This is a genomic window from Natronosalvus halobius (assembly GCF_024138145.1).
Taxonomy (GTDB): Archaea; Halobacteriota; Halobacteria; order Halobacteriales; family Natrialbaceae; genus Natronosalvus; species Natronosalvus halobius.
Genome location: NZ_CP099997.1, coordinates 1,637,049 through 1,654,347 on the forward strand (window position 1 = coordinate 1,637,049; position 17,299 = coordinate 1,654,347).

A 17,299-nucleotide genomic window follows, 5' to 3' on the forward strand; every position below is an offset into this window, starting at 1 on the left:
GGACTCCGAGGAATGACGAACTCGAGGAGCTCGGAGAAATCGGAGATTCAAAACTCGAAGAGAGTCTCAGCTCCCAGTCCACGCACCGCTATCGCCGAACCACTCGAAAAAATCGATCGACAGGGGGTCTACTCGTCGACGGCGACGTCTTCTTCGTCGACGTCGACCGCGGTCGCCTCCTCTTCGGCGACTTCCTCGGGGTGAGCCTCGAGCGTCGTCTTCTGGATCTCGACGCGTCGAAGCGGGTAGATCGTCTTCGCCTCACCGTAGATCGCCGAGGAGAGTCGTCCCTCGACGATGCTGTCGATGAGTTCCTCGAAGGTCCGGTCGGCGGCGGCCTCCTCGACCATCTGGACCATCTGCTGGCGGATAGCCTTCTCCTGGCTCGCGTCGGCCTTCTTCGTCGTGAAGGCGACCGGCTGGATCTGGAGGCGGTAGTCGTCGGTCGTCAGGACCGTGACGTAGGCCTCGATCTTCGAGGCGCCGCGGCGGACCAGCGAGCGCAGGTAGTCGCGAGCCAGCGAGTGCTCTTTGAACTCCGTGTACGCGGCGTCGCTACCGACGTCGTTCACCTGGAAGGTGAGCTTGGTGTTGTTCTCGCTGGCGTTGTTCGTGAGTTCGCCGAGCGTCGTTTCGATGGTTCGGTCGTAGACCTGTTCGGGTTCGTCGGCGGGGGTCTCGCCGAGCTCCGCCCGGTCGAACTGCTCCGGGGCGAGCACGGTGTACCACCGCTTCTCCTGTTTCGCGCGTGAAACTGATCGTTCGCTCATTGTGTGTTGGTATCTGTGTCGTTCGTTCGTCCGTGCTGTGCCACTGTCGCAACGTCCGTCGCGACGTCCAGATTGATGACGTAATCGTCGACCGTCGAGTGGAGGCTACCCGTCGTCTCGCGTTCGATTCGCGTGACGATGGCCGTCGACTCGTCGTCAGCCGACTCGAGTCGCGTCGCCATCTCCGACGTGTTGTCCGGAGCGATGGCCGCCGCAATCGTCGCCGGATCGGCCTCCAGTCGCGTCCGAATCGTCGCTCGTCGCGTCGCGTTCGGCTCCGTCATAGGTGCCCCCTCACTGCCGCGATAACCGTCTCGTTGTCCTGCTCGCAGTCGCCGTATCGCAGCGTTCCGCCACGCCGACCAACGTCGTACGCCGCGCCGATCTCGAGGTCGCGAGCGACGGCCTCGAGCGTCGGCCCGAAGCCGCTGGCGTCTCGCGTCGCGAGCGCTGCTTCCCCGTCTCCGAGCGCGAGTACGGCAGGCTCGGGTGATCGGTAGGCAAGCACGAGGCGGGCCGCCGGTCGGACCGGCGCGTCACCGACGTCGACGACGAACAGGCCGTCGTACCGACCCGTCGACGCGTCGTCGAGAGCCGCGTGGACGCGTCGTCCACAGGTTCGCCAGGCCTCGAGCGCGGGCTTTCTGGCCTCGTGGCCCATCGCGAGGGCCACGCCGGTTCCGGCCTCGAGCGCTGCCGTCGCCGCGAGGACGTCCGCGTAGCCCTCGAGCGTGGCGAACGGCCGGCCGTCGGTGATCGCGTACGGGCGGAGGAACCGCCCGATTGCCGTCGCGGCGTACTCACTCGCGTCGTCGTCGCCCACGACGTCGAGGGCGACGGCCGAGCCGATCGTTCGGTGGGTGTTCGGGTCCGGGTCCAGGTCCGAGTCCGAGTTCGGGCCGATAGCGTCGCTGTTGCCATCGCCGTTGCCGTCACCATTGCTGGTGACATCGACGTCGACACCTAGCCCGATCTCCTCGAGCGCGTCCACCACCGCGGCTTCGTCACCCGACCAGGGCGCGAGACAGCCCATCGAGGCAGTGAGGCCGTCGATGACGTCCGCAGTCGGAACACCGACGCCGGGTCGTCGCTCCAGGCGGTCGCTCTCGAGAGCCGACTCGAGCACCCACTCGGACTCGCCGGCACCGGGTTCGATCCCGGCGGCGATTGTTCCGGCGAGAGTGAGCACGGGATCGGGCGAGCCCTCGAGATCTCGGGCGAGTTCCGCTGCGGCGAGCGTCGCCGGGCGAGTTTCGGTCTCGAGGGAGACGATGTCCGCCCCCTCGGGGTCGGCGTCGACGTCGACGTCGTGCGGACCGATCGCAACCGACACCGTTCCCGGCATGCGATCGTCGCTCGGCTGTAGGCGCGCCGTCCGATCGCCGATCGTCTCGCCGACCGTCACCTGGAACGGCGTCTCGCGATCGGTGAGGGTTCTGGCGAGAAGGCCGGCCGCGGCCAGTCCGTCGCCGTCCGCCCGCGTGACTATGCGGACGAAGTCGGCACTCTCGAGTCGCTCGAGCGCCGGTGCCGATACCGACGAGGCGGACGAATTGACCGTGGCGCGACCTTCCATCGTCATCTACTCCTCGAGCAGTTCGACGGCCGCGTCGTAGGAGTACGCGAAGTCGGGGTCGATCTCCGTTCCGCGGTAGTACGAGACGAGGCGTCGAGCCTTCGACTCGGTGTTCTGCAGGGCGCGCTTGTTCTGGGCGTCCTGTGGGTTTGCTTCGACGTGCTCGCGCAGTCGAATCGCTCGCTCCATCAGGTTGCGAAGGTCCTCGGGGAGGTCGCCTTTCGCGTCGTTCTCGTCCAGGATCTCGGTGACCTTCTTGCCGGTCGCCAACTTGACGTCCGGGATCGGCGTCCCCGTGACGCCTTCGTCGCGAAGTTTGAGGCCGATCTGACTCGGATCGTGCCCCTGCTCTGCCAGTTCGACGACGCGAGATTCGATTTTCTCGGCGTCGACGTCGCTCCACTCCGGTGGTTCGTCTGCCGCCGGCTTGTCCGAACCGGACGTGCCACGGCGGCGGGTGTGCATTCGTGCCATTGATCGAGGATAGGAACCGCACTGACCGCGAGGCGTACCGTTGCAACTGTCAGCTCTCGCTGGATGCACTTCCGCAATCCCGAGTCACCCGACAACTGCGGGGTGACGAAGTCAGATTTGCGGCCGCGCGCTTCCCACTCTCTTCTTCTCGGTCGGAGGCAAAAGCGTTGCGACCTGCGTCTCGCCGTGTATGGACTCGGCGACGATTCGGTCAGACCGGGGCCGCCGGGCCATCCCGTGCTTTCGTTTCCTCCGCCGCGTCGGCCCGCCCGAGCAACTCGCGAAACTTCTCAGAGCGCGCTTCGATCCGCGCCCGCGTCTTCGCATCCGGCGAGTGATTCCGTGACTCGAGCAGGAACGTCGTGATGACGACCGTCTTCACCCACGGTTTGAGCAGTCCGGTGTAGACGGTCAACACGATGGCCCCGACGACGAGCCAGCCGGCGAACTCGACCGTCGTCGAGAGGCCACCGAACGCACCCGCCAAGGGCGTGAGCGCCAGGAGGAGCGCCCCTGTTACTGCGTACATTCCCACCACGATGAGGAGCGTCGAGCCCAGGACGGACTTCCAGGTCTTGGCGTACAACACCAGTCCATCGCCCGCGGCCTGCCAGCGGTTGTCCTCGTCGGTGACGAACAGGTGGGCGACGATCGCCTCGTCGATGTACGTCGCGGCGAGCGCCAGGGCCCGCCCCAGGAGTTCCACGATCTGCTCGAGGCTCGGAGCGAAGTCGACGAGGTTCGACACCGACAGGAGGCGACGGTTGAACTGCTCGATCACCCCTTTGACGACCTGGTCGACGGCGAACAGGGCGCTGGCTTCGGTGAAGTTCGCTTTGACCTGCTCGATTCCATAGGTGACTTGGTTCGACGGAACGTCACCCGTTTCGATCACGTGGGCGATGACGGCTATGTGTCCCGCCTTGACCAGGTAGAGGACGTACCTGACCAGGAGCCGCCAGGCCTTCACGAACAGGGCGAGCGCGACCAGGAGGCCCACGATGGCGATCCACCCCGAGATGGTCCCCGCGTCGACGAACGTGTACGCTATCCAGGCGATGGCGCCGAAGTAGAGGAGCGATGCGATACCGAGTGCGAGCCCGATGCCCAGTCTGAGGAGGACGAACGGAAACGTCTGGAGGTAGATGCCCGTTGCCCGCCTGAAGTGTAGTTTCATACACCGGCTCTGGCTTCGGTATGGTATTTAAACTCGAGGAGCGGATGGGTTCGGTTTCTTGGGTGAGAGGCGGACTCGAGCGCTCGAAAACCATGTGCCAGCGTAGCGTCCCTGCGGAGAATTCGAGGGGTTTATCTATGCCCGCCGGAAAGCAGAAGGTGCGTAGGAGGGCTTGTAGATCAGCGGTAGATCACTCCCTTGGCATGGGAGAGGCCCCGGGTTCAAATCCCGGCAAGTCCATATGCAAAAAAGGGTTTCAGGCCCTCTAACGCCTGAATTCCTTTCCCCCCGGGTTTCTCAATGTCTCTACTCCTGCCAGTGCTGACTCCGCAGTTCGTGTGAATCATTTCCCTTTAAAGATCGGTGATAAAGTCGCGTCGTTGTTCCATCTTCTCGCGGTCGGTTCGTCGGTCGTAGTGACGATCGAGGATGTCAGAAGAGACGTTACAGCGGTCGCTGACAATCTCCTCCGGGATGTCCTCGCGTAGTTGGTACGTGATCGAGCCTCTCCGTATCGCGTGCGGTGAGAGGCTGCTCGGGCACTGTGAATAGGAATCGTACAACCGCGCCTCGCACTCGAGCGGGTCGCGATCGTGCGGACAGTCCCCGACCAGACACGGCTGGCTGAGTCGATACACCTCTGAACGGATCTGGCCGGAACTCAGCCGTCCCTGGTCACTCGTGACCAGCGGCTCGCGTCCGAAATCGTCAGTGACGTTGTGCCGGTGGAACTGGATGTACTCGTCAATCACGTCGCAGTAGTACTTGTCGAGCGCGAGCGGTCGCTCAGCCGGTTCCTGATTCTTCAGCGGCGTCTCGGACTCGGGCCGGTGCCGGAGCCAGACGCACTGATTCTCGCGCTCGTAGTCCTCGAGGTCGATCGCGCGTAGGCTTCCGAGACGAATGCCGGTGTGCCAGAGTACGGCGATAATGACGTGCTCGCGACTCGCACGCTTGTACCGCTCGAGGTAGCTGATGAGTTTCTTCGCATGGTGGTCGTCGAGCATCACGTCTTTCGCTTCGTCGCCTGGCGTCACCTCGGGAAGCTTCACGCGCTCGCGCATACCGGGTTCGACGGCGTCGATCGACGCGCAAAACTCGAGAAAGACGCGAAGCGTTGCGAGCTGTCCCTGAAGCGTGATGAGGTTGACGTCCTGCTGTCGCCAGACGCGGTATCGGTGCAGGTCGCGCCCAGAGAGGTCGTTCAGATTCCCTATTCCAACCTCGTGACACCACTCGACGAAAGCGTTGAGCCGGTACTTGTGATTCTGGAGCGTTTTCGCACTCACCTCGAGTTCGCGATGAGCGACGTAGAGGTCGACGGCTTCCTGAGGCGTGATCGGCTCGAGGTCCGTCATCGGCCACCTCTGTTCATATCCACGCCCTCCTGGTCGCGTAGTTTCGAAGGCGACGGAAGACACCGCCTTGGCGAACCTCTGTACCGTCCTCTCGGAAAGTGATGTGGCCGCCCGCGTGACAACCAGCGCAGCGATAGCAGTCGGCGCAGGTCGCTCCCCAGGAACATCGTCGAGCGGTGCCGCCACAGGTCGCACATGTGACTGAGTCGGGGACGATCGTCATGCCGTCTCCTCCGTGTCCTCGAGAACGGCCTGGTTTGGTTCCTCAAAGCCGTCCCGGTAGCACGGCCAGCAAGGGAGATCTTCGTCGACGATGCACGGCGCGCAGTCGCAGTCGTCGGGACGAGCGTCAACGTCTCCCTGATCGGTATAGTCTGAGAGAGCGACGCCACCATCGGTGACGGTGACATCCGTTTCGCCACAGACCGAACACACCGAAGCCGTACGCGAACGGTAGTGGTCTCGCTCGATTCGGTGGTGAGTTTCGCCGTTGCAGACGCGACAGTCTCGTTCTGCAAAACCGACCGTAATGTGCTTCTTCTCGTACTCGTAGACAGCCACCACGGGACCTTTCGCGAGCACGCGATCGGAAACCGCCTCGACGATGTGATCGGGAAGTTCCTTCACCTGTCCGCCGTCGCATCGCAGCCGCGCGCAGTTTTTGCAGACGGCAATACCGACTCGTGCGTCTAAGCCATCCGCTCTAGCACCGCAGACGCATCGAGCGTCAGAATTATTCGTGGGTGATGCCTCTTGCCGTACGTGGGGTGTAGTCCCCACGGAAGTTCCGTAGCTCATACTGTGGACACGGAGCTACCTTCTGGGCGGCGTTCCAGCGCCGCCCTGTCTCACCTACCAACAAGAGTCGTCTTCACCCGAATTGGTAGCTCCGTACCAGCACAATTAGATGGAGTATGCATAAATGCATCGAATATTTGTATCTCTGATTTTGATAGGTAATAGGGATATTCATGGGAAATAGGTTCCAATACCCTGTAGTGGGGTTAATGAGGAAGTCTGGAACGTGGATGACAATATGGGACGACCGTATTTTAGAGATTATCCAACAAGAGGGTCCTACTCCTGTAGGCAAGCTCACTGAGTCCGATGAGGTCCGAATTAGCCAGTCATCGGTATCCAGACGCTGTCAAAAACTCGCCGAAAAGGATCTTCTTCTCCCTATCGGAAATGGCGTCTATTCAATCACAGAGACTGGCGAAGCGTATCTCGATGAAGAATACGACGCCGAAAACGAGGTGTTCCTCAATGGGAACGGCAACGGGTCTGAAAACGGGCCAACAGCTAGCGAGGCCTCGAAATCATGACCGGTCGCAAATCGGCGCGCTGGATGTGTACACTTGATGAACGAATTCTCGAGCACCTTGCGGAGGATTCACTTTCATCTCCTCGCCTGATGTCTCAGGTTATAGAGTTTAATGCTTCTTGCGATCGCATCGCCGAACGTTGTTGGATGCTTTCAGAGGTTGGACTCATCGCTCCAGTCTTCAGTGGCAGTCGTATGTATGAGATCACCAGTGAAGGGCAACAGTACCTCGAGGGTCGACTTGACGTTGAACACAAACCGAAGCCAGCACCTCAACCAATTAGAAGATAAAAAATAGATAGTTTAACGTTATTCTTCGAGTAGGTCTGATGTCTCAATTTGGTCAATAATATCTGAGATCTCGCCGACCTCTCTCTGTTTATCTAGATACTCTTTGTACGAATCTTCAGCATTGTCAAGCAATTCTTTATAATCAAGAACCCGCATATCCATTGCTCTAAGGGCCTGTTCCTTCTGTTGTTCATCGGTTTCATTAACCCAATCACGCGGTTCTCTTCCGAGAACAAATACGACTTCTACGGCTTCATCTTCCCGGCCTCTTGCTTTTAGAACTTTGCTTAAGGCCCTTTTGTACTTATCGCCCTGCTCCATTAACTCAGAGGTGTCCACTAATCGGTCAGGGCGTTTTAATTCGATTATGACATGGCGTCCGGTTGTTAACCGATATTTGATGTCGATCCGCCCTCGTTTTTCGTTATCAGTTAATGCATCCGGCAATTCTCCTTCAAATTCCTTCGAAATGGAAGACTCCTTATATTGACTATCAGTGGCACGTTCCCATGAAGGGTCCAACAACCATAAATTGTTAAACAGGTGTTTCTGAAGAACCTTCTCCTTGTAATTTTCCTCAATAGCCTCATTAAGTTCTTCTATCGCTTCAATACGCTGTTTCACAATCTGATAGTATAACGTAGCCTCTAGGTCATTCAGATCCACAAACATCTCATCAACGGCGGTCAAATCCTGTGGGTCCAAATTATCCAACTTGGATAAATTATCTTTATATCGCAACCTTTCAAAAGCCATTACACCAAATTTGAATAGTTGACGTTTTTCTTCCTCCGAGTCTGTAGTTATTTGATTTATTTTCCCAAATAGTTGTTTAGCTTTATCACGCTTAGCCTCCGAGTCGAGCCGCTGGTACCACTGATCAATGACAGGTACTTCTTCTCTGGCTTTATCTGACCCCTTTTCTCGGCGTAGACCACTCCATTTCCTCCGGATATTATTCAACTCCTCTTGTAGGAATTTTTGGAGATCTTGATAACGAGGATCATCTTGAACTATGTCTTGGCGGTTAGATGTCGCTATATCATCTTCGTTTACGTCATCTAAGTAATCCGCTCGAATCTCACCAACAAGATATTTTGTGTATAGTCTACTGTCATTGAAATCGCCAAGGAGGTTTTCCTTAGCCATTTTCCCACGTATTAACAAGGTTATCTTATTCAAATCATCGCTTTCTTCAGAACCATAGTTCTCTTCCAAGTCACTTGGAACTTCTACTGTACCAATCCATCCTGAGATATTGTTTCCGTCAGGAGTGGTATTTTCTCTTTCAAAAGGCTCTTCATTCAAATCTGTACAATAGTCCTCATATGACTTGTTATCGCCGCTATAATCCTTACTATCTCCATAAGTCCAAATATATTCTAATTTGTGGAAATAATCTCTATCAGTAACCTCAACTGGCTCACCATTAATTTCGACAGAGAAATTTTCATTTGCACCAATAATGCTAAATCGTCTGGCTAGCCGTTTTCTGAGGGCCTGTTCAGCAGTGTGAACTCTCTTTTTCAAGTCTTTTAGTACAATTCTGGTGCCTCTGTCCAGATCCGGAGGAAAATCATCTAATGGTTCGGGGGTATATGTACCCGCTGGCGTTTGATCGGAATCTGGTTTTTCTTCTTCTCCGATGGCCTCACGAATATCGTCAACGACCATACGGAAGGCGTTTTCATCGCCATTCTTTGTGGTATATACTTCAACTGTTTCAGCAACAGAGAATAGGGATAGTTTACCGATTCCCTTTCTGCCCATAACTGGTCGATTATACTTTTCAGACGTATCTCCGCGATCTTCCCTGCGTTTATATCCGACATGCAGATACCGATTATTAACATCCTGTCTTGTCATTCCCTCCCCATCATCGGTGATAATGATGACCTCTTCATTTGGATATATGTTAACGTCTACTAGTTCCGCATCCGCGTCCCATGCATTAGCAACTGTTTCGGATAGAACGGCCGGAACGTTGCTGTAAAGGTTTAAGCCAAGATGATTTAGAACGTTGAGACTCAGCGACATTTCATACTTACTATTCTGCTCTTCTGAAGGTGATGTTTGTTCAGACATGGAAGTTTTTTAATCGCTCTTGACGTGCAGTGTTCTCTACATGATGTATAATACTTTTCCCAATGACTTCGCCCAGTTTCGGCGGGACAGCATTTCCGATCATCTCCCCAAGTGGTTTAAGATGGTTCTCTTCGGGAGAGTCTATAAATTTGTAATCTCTCGGGAATGTCTGTAGCATTGCACCTTCTCGTAGAGATATCGCCCTGTTTTGCCCCATGTCATAATGGCCAAAGCGCCCGCTTCCATAATTGTAAAATTGAGTAGTGATAGTCGGGGCAGGCTTGTCGGGGGTCATTCTTCCATATGGATCCGTATAAGTTCGTCCTGATGATTTTTTATGGCAAGCTAACAATAAATCCTCATAACCCTTTTCCTCCCACAGTTTCCAGGTTTTCCCCGGCTCTGAAATTTTGATTCGTTCTATATTGACATCGGCAAGATCCCGAGAGCGATGCATAGAATCTTCAGAGTGGGTTTCACCAGCACTGATCGCAGGCAAATTCTCGATGGTGTCCTTCACTGTCGGATATTCGGATTCGTTTTTATGAACAGGTCCCTTCAGATTGATTGGGCCTCGACGAGACGCCAACAAGACCCACCGTTTCCGAGTCTGTGGAACACCGTATTCTGGACAATATACCCTCTTGTTCTCATCACTATTAATCCAATAACCTAGGTCGGACAGGGTTTCCTCAAATTCATCATAAACATCATGGTTCCTAACCTCATAGACGTTTTCCATAGTCACAATATCCGGTTCAACAACCTTCACTAAAGCAGAAAAGGCATTAAGCAACCCCCATTTCTGGTGCTCTTTACTGTCATCACCATGATTCAAAGGCGAGAAGGGTTGACAAGGAGCGCACCCCGCTAATACGCATACATCGGAATCACCGAAGAGTTGCGCAACTCTTTCTGGATTTTCTTTGGCTAATCTTTGGATATCTTCCTCAATAAACTCTGAGTTAGTATTTTCGTCGTAGGGATACTTACATCGTGAGTTCAGATCAATGCCGGCGACAACAGGCAATCCTGCTTGTTCGAGACCATATGTAAGTCCACCAGCTCCGCAAAATAAATCGACAGCGGATATTTCCATGACTGCTCTTTATTCAGGTCGGATATAAAGACAACGGGACCTAGGTGAATGTGAAACTATTTGAACTTGCTTAATGGAGAGACGACGACCCCTTCTGTTGCTTTATTTTTGTCAATAGGGGACTTCTCATTAAGATAATTGATTTTCCCACGTTCTCTACGAATCGCTTCTGGTGAGAACTCACCAAGGTAATGCCGCCTGAACGTTTCCCAGTCCTCCCATCCACCCCAATCCATCACAACCGACGGAAGAACAGCTTGTTCAAGCAGATTCGTTCCCCAGGTCCGGCGTAGGTCGTGGACGTCAAGGAACGACCAACCACGGTCATCGGTCTTCGCCTGGAGTCGTTCAGCAGCTCGACGAACCCAACGGTACACTGTTTTGTCGGCGACGTCAACGATTGGCTCACTAGGACTGATCCCTGCGGCATCGGTGTGTGCGTCAATGTACGTCGTCAGGCGATCGGAAACCGGTGGCTCTCGATAGTGCTCTTGCTTCGCGACGTCCTCCCAAATCCGTAGGTGCGTGCCTGTCGGCGTATCGACGACGTCGGCAGGCGTCACCTGGACGACCTCGCAGCGGCGTAATCCACACCGACCGGCGAGCAAAAACGCGATTGTCTGTTCGGTGTTCTTCGCTTCCGCTATAACGGCCTCGAGTTCATCATCACTCAACCACACTCGCTTACCCTCGCGGTGAGGGTACGACTTGAGTCTCATCAGTGTCCTCGATACTCAGTTTTGTCCCGACAGTCCATGAAGGATAGGGTTATCAGTACTCGAATTGGTACCGATCTCGCTCAAAATGCCCTCGAATCAGGGGTTCACGGACATCCATTAACCTGTAAGATTATAACCACCAGAAGAGATATCGCGTTTTAGACTAGAAGAGGCTAGCAATATGATTTCAGATTTCTTCCTTTCCGCAAGCAAAGTAGCGATTGAAGCTTTACGTGATCAAAAGACTGGCCGTGATATAGAGGGAGAATTGAATAGGGAACTGGTAGGTGAAAAGTGGTGTTTCCAGAACTATAACCATGAAGAGGCCTGTATTTCAGTAGAATCAGTAACAGTCCGACCAAAATACTTTCCAAAAAAAGAGAGAAAGGGAATATCGTCAGTAGAAGCGGATCAAGCATTTACTAAACTCGAGCAGGAACGATCGTCCCCGACTATGAGTGAGAGACTTAACGCAGTCCTTAAAGATCGATGGATAACCCTTGTTCGATTTAATATTCAGAATGGTGATCTAACACAGATACGCCCAGATGGATTGCCTATAGGATATATGACTTCTTCTACTGCAATGAGATATGATGGATACAAAAAACGAAAGTTAATGAATCCGATTCCAGCCATACGTGCAGCAGAGACACATGAACTACAGTCTGACAAACTGGAGATGAAAATACGGTATGACGGTTCTCTGGGAGAATACAGAAACCGCTTATCAGATTCTGTTGATCTGCTTAAACACATTCAAACGAATATGGATGGTTATGTTTTGCAGTATCTCTGTGAGCTACATCATTCAATTCAAGTAAGTGATGAAAAGGGGTTTAGTGGTAAAAGCGCTGAAAGAGCACAACTGCTTGGCGAATATTTGGTAGGCCATCCTGTAGACATAGATCGATTTGAGGAATTCATTGAACAATTTAAGAATCATTTGGAGACTGTTGTAAAAGACTCTTGATTGATCGCTCTTTCTGCGTCCAGTTCCATTTCCCTAAATGACCTCGAATCAGGGCTTCACGGACATCTTGATCCTACTTGAGATCATCCCAACGAGACGCCGATCCCGGCGTTCAGCCCGCTCTTCGTCACCGGCTCGTTCTTGTTGAAGTACGCAACGCCCATCTCCATGTTGGACTGGATTGACGTCGCGTCTGACTCGTACCAGACGAGGTCGTACCCCGGTGAGTCGTCGAGCGCGATCACGAAGAACTCCGTATATTTGTGATTCGGGAGTAGGTACATCGTCGCCACCGAGTCCTCGTTGAGCGGCGCCATCGTTGGGAACTTCTCCCGAGTCCCGATGTACAGCGTGTTGTCGAGCGGGTCGCCCTCCTGGTCGAGTGCCTGGACGCTCACCCGGTTGAACGGCCCGGTCGGGATCTGAACGCCTCGATGGGTGTCGACCGTCGACGTGTGATCCGCCTCGTTGAACGTTTCGACGATGTGGATCGCCTCGGGCTCGACGTGGCTCTCGATCGTCGGCGTACCCGCCTGCGTGTACGTCTCGACGACGTGAATCGCCTCCGGCTCGACACTGCTCACGAACGGAGACGACGTCGTGCCGGTGTAGGTTGCCATCCCTAAGCAATCCTCCAAAGTCCACCGCTGAAGAACACGAACAGGTCGTTCCCGCTCGAATCTTGCACGATGTCACCGTTCGCGAAGCCACTACCGTTGTCGGTGATCCACATCGAATGCTTGCCGAACTGTTGCGGCCAGCTATTCGACTGATAGCTCGAGCGAAGAATCCACTCGGTCCAGATCACCGAGTCGTCGTTCGGATCGGGATTCATGCCACCGACGCCGCCCCAGTTCATATCTTCGTAACGCTCGTCGTCGTTCGGGTGCGGAGCAGCGTGATACTCCGTTTCTCGGGGGTTGTGAGTGACGACAAGCTCGGCGTTCGGGCTGTCGGCTCCCGAGTCGTCCCAAATCTTTTCGACGACGCCAACCCCGAAGTATTCGGTCGTGTCGCCGCTTGCTCCGGTGTCCTCGTCGACTCGGAACCAGAAACCTCGATCGTTCACGTAGCCCATGTCGTAGTGGACGTTTGACGATCTCGAGATTTGGTAGAAGTTGAGGATTTCCCCCGCGTCGCTATTCATCGAGAGGTTGGCGTCGTCCCACGTTCCTGTCTCGAGTTCCTGATTGTAGTCGTAGTCGTTTTCGTCACCGAACGAGATGAACACGTTGGGCGTGATGCTTGATCCGGCGTACTCGAAAACGATGTACTCGCCATCGTTGTTGCTGTCCGTGGTCCCGTCCGTGTGATCTCGGACGACGGACCAGTCTGCCATTCCACTAATCGCCGCTATGAAGTCGTCGATCGCCGTGTCGAAAGTGACGTCGACCTTGCTATCGTATGCCATTTTTACTTGTACGCTTTCACTTTGATCGTCGTGTCGTTCGTCCCCTCACTCGGCTTCCGAATCCAGATCGACGACGACCCGAGCCCGCCCTCCGGCCCCGCGTTGTACGGCGCATCCTTCGGATCGAGCGGAATCAGTCGATTGTCGCCGCTCTCGCGGAACGCGACGTAGATCGGGGCATCGAAGCCCCAGACCTGGACCGAGGTCGCCGGGAACCCCCAGTTGATGTGCTGGTCGGTCTGGTTGACCGACGTCACCGGGAGCGGCTGCTCGGTCACGAAGTATTCGGCTTCCTGCTGGTCCGGGCGTTCGTCGCGCGCCTCGAGCGGATCGTTGCCGTTCTGCCGCTGCAGTTCCATCAGGATCGCCGCCTGCAGCGCCGCGTTCTCGTCCTCGAGGAGTTGGTGCAGCAGGCCGTCGCGCCCCGGGAAGTACGGAGCGAGCAGGTTGTCGATCGGTGAGGTCGTTCCGATGTTGCCGAGCGTCATTCGTTCAGTCCTCCGTCGTGTTCGTCCTCGCCGCCGTCAGTCGCGACGCTACGGACGTCGTGACGCATGTCGCGCAGGACCCCCGTGTGCGCCTTGATCGCCTCGAGCCAGTTCGACCGCTCCTCGCGTCGCTCGTTCCGTTCCTCGCGGTAAAGACGGAACATGAGCAGGAACGCGACCACCGGGAACCCGAAGTTCCCCAGCAGTTCAACTGGCTCCATCGGTCACCCCTCCGACGTCGATCTCGAGTTTCGAGACGAGCACGTACGCGACGATCGCGACGACGCCCACCTTCAGCCCGAAGTCGACGAACGGGCCGAACGCCGCCCCTGCGACGTCCGAACCCGCGCCGACGACGCCGCCAGTGGCCCACGTCGCGAAGTCGGCCACTGCGCCACCGACGCCCTCCGCACCCCAGCGAAGCGCGTCGATCGGAACCGAGATGACCGACCCGCCGACGTCGGCAGTCGTCGAGGCCGCGTCCCCGAGGACGTCACCGACGGCACCGACGGCGTCGCCCGCCGTGTCGACGAGCCCGCCACCGACGGCGCCCGCCGCGTCCGTGGCCGCATCGCCGGCCCCGGTCGCGACGTCGCCCGTAAAGTCGAGAAAGCCGCCGCCAGCGTCGATGATGTCGACCATCTCAGGCGCCTCCTGCTGCCGCTTCGGCCTGTCTGCCGGCGACGTTGACGCCGACGCTGGCGGTCGTGATCGCGAGCCCCGTCGCGGTCGTCGCCGGCTCGGGGATCACGATCAGCACGAGCCCGACCAGCAGCGCGACTTTCGAGAGCCCGCCGGCGTCACTCATCGGAACCACCGTAGTACCGCGTGTACCCGTAGTACGCGCCCACAGCGACGAGCGCGCTGCCGCCCATGATGACGGGGTTCGTTACCAGCGAGCCCGCCGGGGGCGCCTGGCCCTGCTCGATCTGCTCGGGCGTGATCTCTTCGTCGCCGTAGCTCGCGAAGTACGCGAGCAGGCCGCCGACCGTCTCCGCCGCGCCTCCGCCGACCGCGCCGATCCCGGTCGCGGCGCCGCCCCCGATCGCTCCGAGGGCGTCACCGATCCCGCCGCCGATCGAGCCGATGACGCCACCGACGCCGCTCGCTGCATCGCCTGCAGCGTCACCAGCGCCGCCGATGATCGAGCCGCCGAAGTCGACCAGGCCGCTCCCGGCGTCCCCGATCGCGTCGAAGCCGCCACCGATCACGCCGGTTCCCGTGTCCCAGATCGATCCGCTAGCGTCGCCAGCCGCGTCGGTCGCGTCGTCGACGGTGTCACCGATCGAGTCCCAGACCGAGCCGCCCGTGTCGGTCACGTCGTCCCAGATCGAGCCGCCCGTGTCGGTCGCGTCGTCGAAGACGTCGCCGGCGCCGCCGGTCACCGAATCCCAGAGCGAGCCGCCGCTCGAGGCCGCGTCATCGACCGCGTCATCGAAGCCGCCGGTCACCGAGTCCCAGAGCGAGCCGCCACTCGAGGCCGCGTCGTCAACGGCGTCGCTTCCCGAGTCCCAGGCGTCCGAGAGGCCGCCCGTGACGTCGTCGAAGAACGAGCCGCCCGTTGACGTCACCGTGTTGGTGGTGTCGTCGAACTCGTGGGTTCCCGTCTCCCAGGCGTCGTTGACCGCGTCGCTGCCGGAGTCGACCGCGTCACCGACCGTGTCGGTCGCGTCGTCCCAGGCGTCGCTGGCGCCGTCAACGATCCCTCCGAATACCATCGTTCTCACCTCCGTGAGTGCTGTTCGTCGTCGTCGTGTTGGTGTGGTTCGTCATTGTTTTCTGACCTGTAGAGAGGTCCAAATGTTGATGAGCACGAGCACCAGGTTGAGCGCCGCTAGTGCGAACACGACGTCGTCTCGTCGCCAGCGAGTTCCTGCGAAAAACTCGTCGACGGGATTCGCGGAGTTCGCCCCCGCCGCCCCGTCCGGCGTCGACGTCGTCGTGTACGCGCCTGTCGCGGCCACCTGCCCGCCCGTGGTGCTCGCGCCGTCCTCCGGTACGATGAGCGGGCTCTCGATCATGTTACGAGCGGTTCACCGTGTCGTGCGCCACCGCCCGACCGAGCCCGTTCACCTCGCCCCGGCCCTGCTTGTACGGCAGCGAGAGGACCGCGTTGCGGGCGCTCGTCCCGGTCGTCTCGTCGTCCCACGTCGCGCCGTACTCGCCGTCGGCGTAGACGTTGAGGCGCCACTTCCGGGGAACGACCGCCTGCAGCGGCGAGGCGCCCAGTTCGAAGTACCGGGGCTGTTCGTCCTGGTCGCGCTGGTGGAGCAGCGAAAGCGGCTCCTCGAAGACGCGTTCGGACACCGAGCCCTGGCTCGAGGGCGCTTGCTTCTCGATCTCGATCTCGCAGTCGGCCCCGCTGATGTAGTACACCGCGAGGTCCTCGCCGGCGCCGCCGTCGGTGTAGTCGAACGAGTCGGCGTCGTAGTCGACCGCGTCCGGCTTCACGCGAGCGCCGTCGGCGAAGATGATGAGGTCCTGCGACTGCGGACTCTCGACGAGGTCGTGCGAGAGTTCGAACGTCTGGCTGTTCCCGCTGCCGTCGGTCGTGAACGAGTCGAAGGCCGTGATGACGACCCGAATCGGTCGATCCGACCGAAGGACCAGCGGATTCGGCGCCCGGAACGACGCGACCAGCGAGCGGCTGCCCGCCTCGCCGTTGTGGTGGTCGAAGCTGTCCCGCTCGAGGCGCGCCGGCGTCGCCGGCATCTGCGCCAGTTCCTTGATGATTCCCTGCATGACGATCACCGCTGGCGTTCGCGGACGCCAGAGCGTTCGAAGTACAGCTTCGAGTTCGACCAGTCGATCGCGACGGACGATTCGATCTCGACGGCCAGCTCGTCGACGTCGCGAACGTTGACCGCCTTCCCGCGAAGCTCGATCTTCGTCGCGTCGACGTGGTCGGTCGACTGCTGCTCGCTGATCGTCTTGTTGAGATAGGTACTGATGTTGTCCTCAGCCAGCGAGACGGGCGTTCTGCGTGGGTCGCCCGGCTGCTTCGCCGTGAGGACGAACGTGGTGTCGACCGGAAGCGGGTCGCCGTCGACGTCGCGAAGGTCGGCGTAGATCGGCAGGCCGGGCGCGTCGCCCTGGGGTACGCGGTTCCCGATCTGGATCATGGTCCCCTCCTCCGGTTTGATTGTCATGACCGGCGTGAGGTCGCCAGGGGTGTTCTCGTGCAGTTCGACGATGTCGCTGTTGTGGTTGATGTTCCGTCCCATGATTCTTAGGCCGCCATCTCCGTGAGCCGCTGTTTGACGCCGATGCGATCGTTCGCGACGGTGTCAGCGACGTAGACGCCGCCGCCGACTGCCGCCGCGTTTCGGTAATCTCCCTCGAGCGCGTAGCCGGCGCCGAGGATCGTCGCCAGGCCGTACACTTCGTCAGGGAGTTCGACGATTCCACGGCCCTCGAGGACCGTCTTCACGACGAACGGAAGCAGGTAGCCCGCGAAGACGAGCGCCACCTCTTCCCAGAGGTCGAAGTCGATGAGTCGTTCGAGTTCTTCAGTCGCAGACATTGCGCCTTGTCAGAACACCTAAAATGGTGTA

23 protein-coding genes and 1 tRNA gene are annotated in these 17,299 nt (G+C 57.8%); 3 read left to right on the top strand and 21 right to left on the bottom strand.

Annotated features, from left to right (window positions below):
• Positions 1-128 precede the first annotated feature (128 nt).
• The 5 genes from NGM15_RS07960 to NGM15_RS07980 form a co-directional block, all read right to left on the bottom strand.
• A complete protein-coding gene (locus NGM15_RS07960) occupies positions 129-770 on the bottom strand; it encodes a 30S ribosomal protein S3ae (RefSeq protein ID WP_253437571.1) in 642 nt (213 codons plus the stop codon).
• The gene (locus NGM15_RS07965; RefSeq protein ID WP_253437573.1) at positions 767-1,054 is read right to left on the bottom strand and encodes a KEOPS complex subunit Pcc1; all 288 of its coding nucleotides are present in this window, start codon (positions 1,052-1,054) and stop codon (positions 767-769) included. The genes NGM15_RS07960 and NGM15_RS07965 overlap by 4 nt, the downstream gene beginning before the upstream one ends.
• Entirely contained in the window at positions 1,051-2,352 is a 1,302-nt protein-coding gene (locus NGM15_RS07970; protein WP_253437576.1) for an exonuclease, read from the bottom strand. Before NGM15_RS07970 ends, NGM15_RS07965 begins: the two co-directional genes overlap by 4 nt.
• Entirely contained in the window at positions 2,353-2,820 is a 468-nt protein-coding gene (locus NGM15_RS07975; protein ID WP_253437579.1) for a 30S ribosomal protein S15, read from the bottom strand. It abuts the gene before it with no gap.
• 211 nt (positions 2,821-3,031) lie between these two features.
• Positions 3,032-3,997, bottom strand: a complete 966-nt coding sequence (locus tag NGM15_RS07980; RefSeq protein WP_253437582.1) for a hypothetical protein — start codon at positions 3,995-3,997, stop codon at positions 3,032-3,034.
• A gap of 168 nt (positions 3,998-4,165) precedes the next feature.
• Here NGM15_RS07980 and NGM15_RS07985 point away from each other — a divergent pair.
• A tRNA-Ala gene (locus NGM15_RS07985) sits at positions 4,166-4,237 on the top strand.
• A gap of 113 nt (positions 4,238-4,350) precedes the next feature.
• On the opposite strand, the gene NGM15_RS07990 is transcribed toward NGM15_RS07985, so the two are convergent.
• Both NGM15_RS07990 and NGM15_RS07995 read right to left on the bottom strand, forming a co-directional pair.
• Positions 4,351-5,355, bottom strand: coding sequence for a tyrosine-type recombinase/integrase (locus NGM15_RS07990; protein ID WP_253437584.1), 1,005 nt, complete (start codon positions 5,353-5,355; stop codon positions 4,351-4,353).
• Positions 5,356-5,574: 219 nt separating this feature from the next.
• Complete coding sequence (locus NGM15_RS07995) at positions 5,575-5,982, bottom strand: hypothetical protein (RefSeq protein WP_253437586.1); 408 nt, start codon at positions 5,980-5,982, stop codon at positions 5,575-5,577.
• Between the two features lie 380 nt (positions 5,983-6,362).
• On the opposite strand from NGM15_RS07995, the gene NGM15_RS08000 reads away from it, so the two are divergent.
• Positions 6,363-6,680, top strand: a complete 318-nt coding sequence (locus NGM15_RS08000) for a helix-turn-helix domain-containing protein (protein WP_253437977.1) — start codon at positions 6,363-6,365, stop codon at positions 6,678-6,680.
• A 308-nt stretch (positions 6,681-6,988) separates the two neighbouring features.
• Here the strand turns inward: NGM15_RS08000 and NGM15_RS08005 are convergent, their stop codons facing one another.
• The 3 genes from NGM15_RS08005 to NGM15_RS08015 are packed head-to-tail and all read right to left on the bottom strand — an operon-like array spanning position 6,989 to position 10,873.
• Positions 6,989-9,055, bottom strand: a complete 2,067-nt coding sequence (locus NGM15_RS08005; protein ID WP_253437589.1) for a BbrUII/HgiDII family restriction enzyme — start codon at positions 9,053-9,055, stop codon at positions 6,989-6,991.
• Positions 9,048-10,154, bottom strand: coding sequence for a DNA cytosine methyltransferase (locus tag NGM15_RS08010; protein WP_253437592.1), 1,107 nt, complete (start codon positions 10,152-10,154; stop codon positions 9,048-9,050). The genes NGM15_RS08005 and NGM15_RS08010 overlap by 8 nt, the downstream gene beginning before the upstream one ends.
• Positions 10,155-10,210: 56 nt before the next feature.
• Positions 10,211-10,873 carry a site-specific integrase gene (locus NGM15_RS08015; RefSeq protein WP_253437595.1) on the bottom strand — a complete coding sequence of 221 codons (663 nt, stop codon included), beginning with the start codon at positions 10,871-10,873 and terminating at the stop codon, positions 10,211-10,213.
• Between the two features lie 181 nt (positions 10,874-11,054).
• Here NGM15_RS08015 and NGM15_RS08020 point away from each other — a divergent pair, with 181 nt between their 5' ends.
• Positions 11,055-11,846, top strand: a complete 792-nt coding sequence (locus NGM15_RS08020; RefSeq protein ID WP_253437598.1) for a hypothetical protein — start codon at positions 11,055-11,057, stop codon at positions 11,844-11,846.
• A gap of 83 nt (positions 11,847-11,929) precedes the next feature.
• On the opposite strand, the gene NGM15_RS08025 is transcribed toward NGM15_RS08020, so the two are convergent.
• The 11 genes from NGM15_RS08025 to NGM15_RS08075 are packed head-to-tail and all read right to left on the bottom strand — an operon-like array spanning position 11,930 to position 17,268.
• A complete protein-coding gene (locus NGM15_RS08025) occupies positions 11,930-12,466 on the bottom strand; it encodes a hypothetical protein (protein WP_253437601.1) in 537 nt (178 codons plus the stop codon).
• Between the two features lie 2 nt (positions 12,467-12,468).
• Positions 12,469-13,257, bottom strand: coding sequence for a hypothetical protein (locus tag NGM15_RS08030; RefSeq protein ID WP_253437604.1), 789 nt, complete (start codon positions 13,255-13,257; stop codon positions 12,469-12,471).
• A gap of 2 nt (positions 13,258-13,259) precedes the next feature.
• Positions 13,260-13,745, bottom strand: coding sequence for a hypothetical protein (locus NGM15_RS08035; protein WP_253437607.1), 486 nt, complete (start codon positions 13,743-13,745; stop codon positions 13,260-13,262).
• Positions 13,742-13,966, bottom strand: a complete 225-nt coding sequence (locus NGM15_RS08040) for a hypothetical protein (RefSeq protein ID WP_253437610.1) — start codon at positions 13,964-13,966, stop codon at positions 13,742-13,744. Before NGM15_RS08040 ends, NGM15_RS08035 begins: the two co-directional genes overlap by 4 nt.
• On the bottom strand, positions 13,953-14,387 hold the full coding sequence (locus NGM15_RS08045) for a hypothetical protein (RefSeq protein WP_253437612.1): 435 nt from the start codon (positions 14,385-14,387) through the stop codon (positions 13,953-13,955). The genes NGM15_RS08040 and NGM15_RS08045 overlap by 14 nt, the downstream gene beginning before the upstream one ends.
• A 1-nt stretch (position 14,388) precedes the next feature.
• On the bottom strand, positions 14,389-14,553 hold the full coding sequence (locus NGM15_RS08050) for a hypothetical protein (RefSeq protein WP_253437615.1): 165 nt from the start codon (positions 14,551-14,553) through the stop codon (positions 14,389-14,391).
• Positions 14,546-15,463, bottom strand: coding sequence for a hypothetical protein (locus NGM15_RS08055; RefSeq protein ID WP_253437618.1), 918 nt, complete (start codon positions 15,461-15,463; stop codon positions 14,546-14,548). The genes NGM15_RS08050 and NGM15_RS08055 overlap by 8 nt, the downstream gene beginning before the upstream one ends.
• A 51-nt stretch (positions 15,464-15,514) precedes the next feature.
• On the bottom strand, positions 15,515-15,766 hold the full coding sequence (locus NGM15_RS08060) for a hypothetical protein (protein WP_253437620.1): 252 nt from the start codon (positions 15,764-15,766) through the stop codon (positions 15,515-15,517).
• 1 nt (position 15,767) lies between these two features.
• The gene (locus tag NGM15_RS08065) at positions 15,768-16,487 is read right to left on the bottom strand and encodes a hypothetical protein (RefSeq protein ID WP_253437623.1); all 720 of its coding nucleotides are present in this window, start codon (positions 16,485-16,487) and stop codon (positions 15,768-15,770) included.
• A 5-nt stretch (positions 16,488-16,492) separates the two neighbouring features.
• On the bottom strand, positions 16,493-16,969 hold the full coding sequence (locus NGM15_RS08070) for a hypothetical protein (RefSeq protein WP_253437625.1): 477 nt from the start codon (positions 16,967-16,969) through the stop codon (positions 16,493-16,495).
• 5 nt (positions 16,970-16,974) lie between these two features.
• Complete coding sequence (locus NGM15_RS08075; RefSeq protein WP_253437628.1) at positions 16,975-17,268, bottom strand: hypothetical protein; 294 nt, start codon at positions 17,266-17,268, stop codon at positions 16,975-16,977.
• Positions 17,269-17,299: the final 31 nt, after the last annotated feature.

What these genes read in the sequence shown, in the direction of transcription:
- NGM15_RS07960 (WP_253437571.1), bottom strand. Translation starts at nt 770, where the DNA reads ATGAGCGAACGATCAGTTTCACGCGCGAAACAGGAGAAGCGGTGGTAC.
- NGM15_RS07965 (WP_253437573.1), bottom strand. Translation starts at nt 1,054, where the DNA reads ATGACGGAGCCGAACGCGACGCGACGAGCGACGATTCGGACGCGACTG.
- NGM15_RS07970 (WP_253437576.1), bottom strand. Translation starts at nt 2,352, where the DNA reads ATGACGATGGAAGGTCGCGCCACGGTCAATTCGTCCGCCTCGTCGGTA.
- NGM15_RS07975 (WP_253437579.1), bottom strand. Translation starts at nt 2,820, where the DNA reads ATGGCACGAATGCACACCCGCCGCCGTGGCACGTCCGGTTCGGACAAG.
- NGM15_RS07980 (WP_253437582.1), bottom strand. Translation starts at nt 3,997, where the DNA reads ATGAAACTACACTTCAGGCGGGCAACGGGCATCTACCTCCAGACGTTT.
- NGM15_RS07990 (WP_253437584.1), bottom strand. Translation starts at nt 5,355, where the DNA reads ATGACGGACCTCGAGCCGATCACGCCTCAGGAAGCCGTCGACCTCTAC.
- NGM15_RS08000 (WP_253437977.1), top strand. Translation starts at nt 6,363, where the DNA reads ATGAGGAAGTCTGGAACGTGGATGACAATATGGGACGACCGTATTTTA.
- NGM15_RS08005 (WP_253437589.1), bottom strand. Translation starts at nt 9,055, where the DNA reads ATGTCTGAACAAACATCACCTTCAGAAGAGCAGAATAGTAAGTATGAA.
- NGM15_RS08010 (WP_253437592.1), bottom strand. Translation starts at nt 10,154, where the DNA reads ATGGAAATATCCGCTGTCGATTTATTTTGCGGAGCTGGTGGACTTACA.
- NGM15_RS08015 (WP_253437595.1), bottom strand. Translation starts at nt 10,873, where the DNA reads ATGAGACTCAAGTCGTACCCTCACCGCGAGGGTAAGCGAGTGTGGTTG.
- NGM15_RS08020 (WP_253437598.1), top strand. Translation starts at nt 11,055, where the DNA reads ATGATTTCAGATTTCTTCCTTTCCGCAAGCAAAGTAGCGATTGAAGCT.
- NGM15_RS08025 (WP_253437601.1), bottom strand. Translation starts at nt 12,466, where the DNA reads ATGGCAACCTACACCGGCACGACGTCGTCTCCGTTCGTGAGCAGTGTC.
- NGM15_RS08030 (WP_253437604.1), bottom strand. Translation starts at nt 13,257, where the DNA reads ATGGCATACGATAGCAAGGTCGACGTCACTTTCGACACGGCGATCGAC.
- NGM15_RS08035 (WP_253437607.1), bottom strand. Translation starts at nt 13,745, where the DNA reads ATGACGCTCGGCAACATCGGAACGACCTCACCGATCGACAACCTGCTC.
- NGM15_RS08040 (WP_253437610.1), bottom strand. Translation starts at nt 13,966, where the DNA reads ATGGAGCCAGTTGAACTGCTGGGGAACTTCGGGTTCCCGGTGGTCGCG.
- NGM15_RS08045 (WP_253437612.1), bottom strand. Translation starts at nt 14,387, where the DNA reads ATGGTCGACATCATCGACGCTGGCGGCGGCTTTCTCGACTTTACGGGC.
- NGM15_RS08050 (WP_253437615.1), bottom strand. Translation starts at nt 14,553, where the DNA reads ATGAGTGACGCCGGCGGGCTCTCGAAAGTCGCGCTGCTGGTCGGGCTC.
- NGM15_RS08055 (WP_253437618.1), bottom strand. Translation starts at nt 15,463, where the DNA reads ATGGTATTCGGAGGGATCGTTGACGGCGCCAGCGACGCCTGGGACGAC.
- NGM15_RS08060 (WP_253437620.1), bottom strand. Translation starts at nt 15,766, where the DNA reads ATGATCGAGAGCCCGCTCATCGTACCGGAGGACGGCGCGAGCACCACG.
- NGM15_RS08065 (WP_253437623.1), bottom strand. Translation starts at nt 16,487, where the DNA reads ATGCAGGGAATCATCAAGGAACTGGCGCAGATGCCGGCGACGCCGGCG.
- NGM15_RS08070 (WP_253437625.1), bottom strand. Translation starts at nt 16,969, where the DNA reads ATGGGACGGAACATCAACCACAACAGCGACATCGTCGAACTGCACGAG.
- NGM15_RS08075 (WP_253437628.1), bottom strand. Translation starts at nt 17,268, where the DNA reads ATGTCTGCGACTGAAGAACTCGAACGACTCATCGACTTCGACCTCTGG.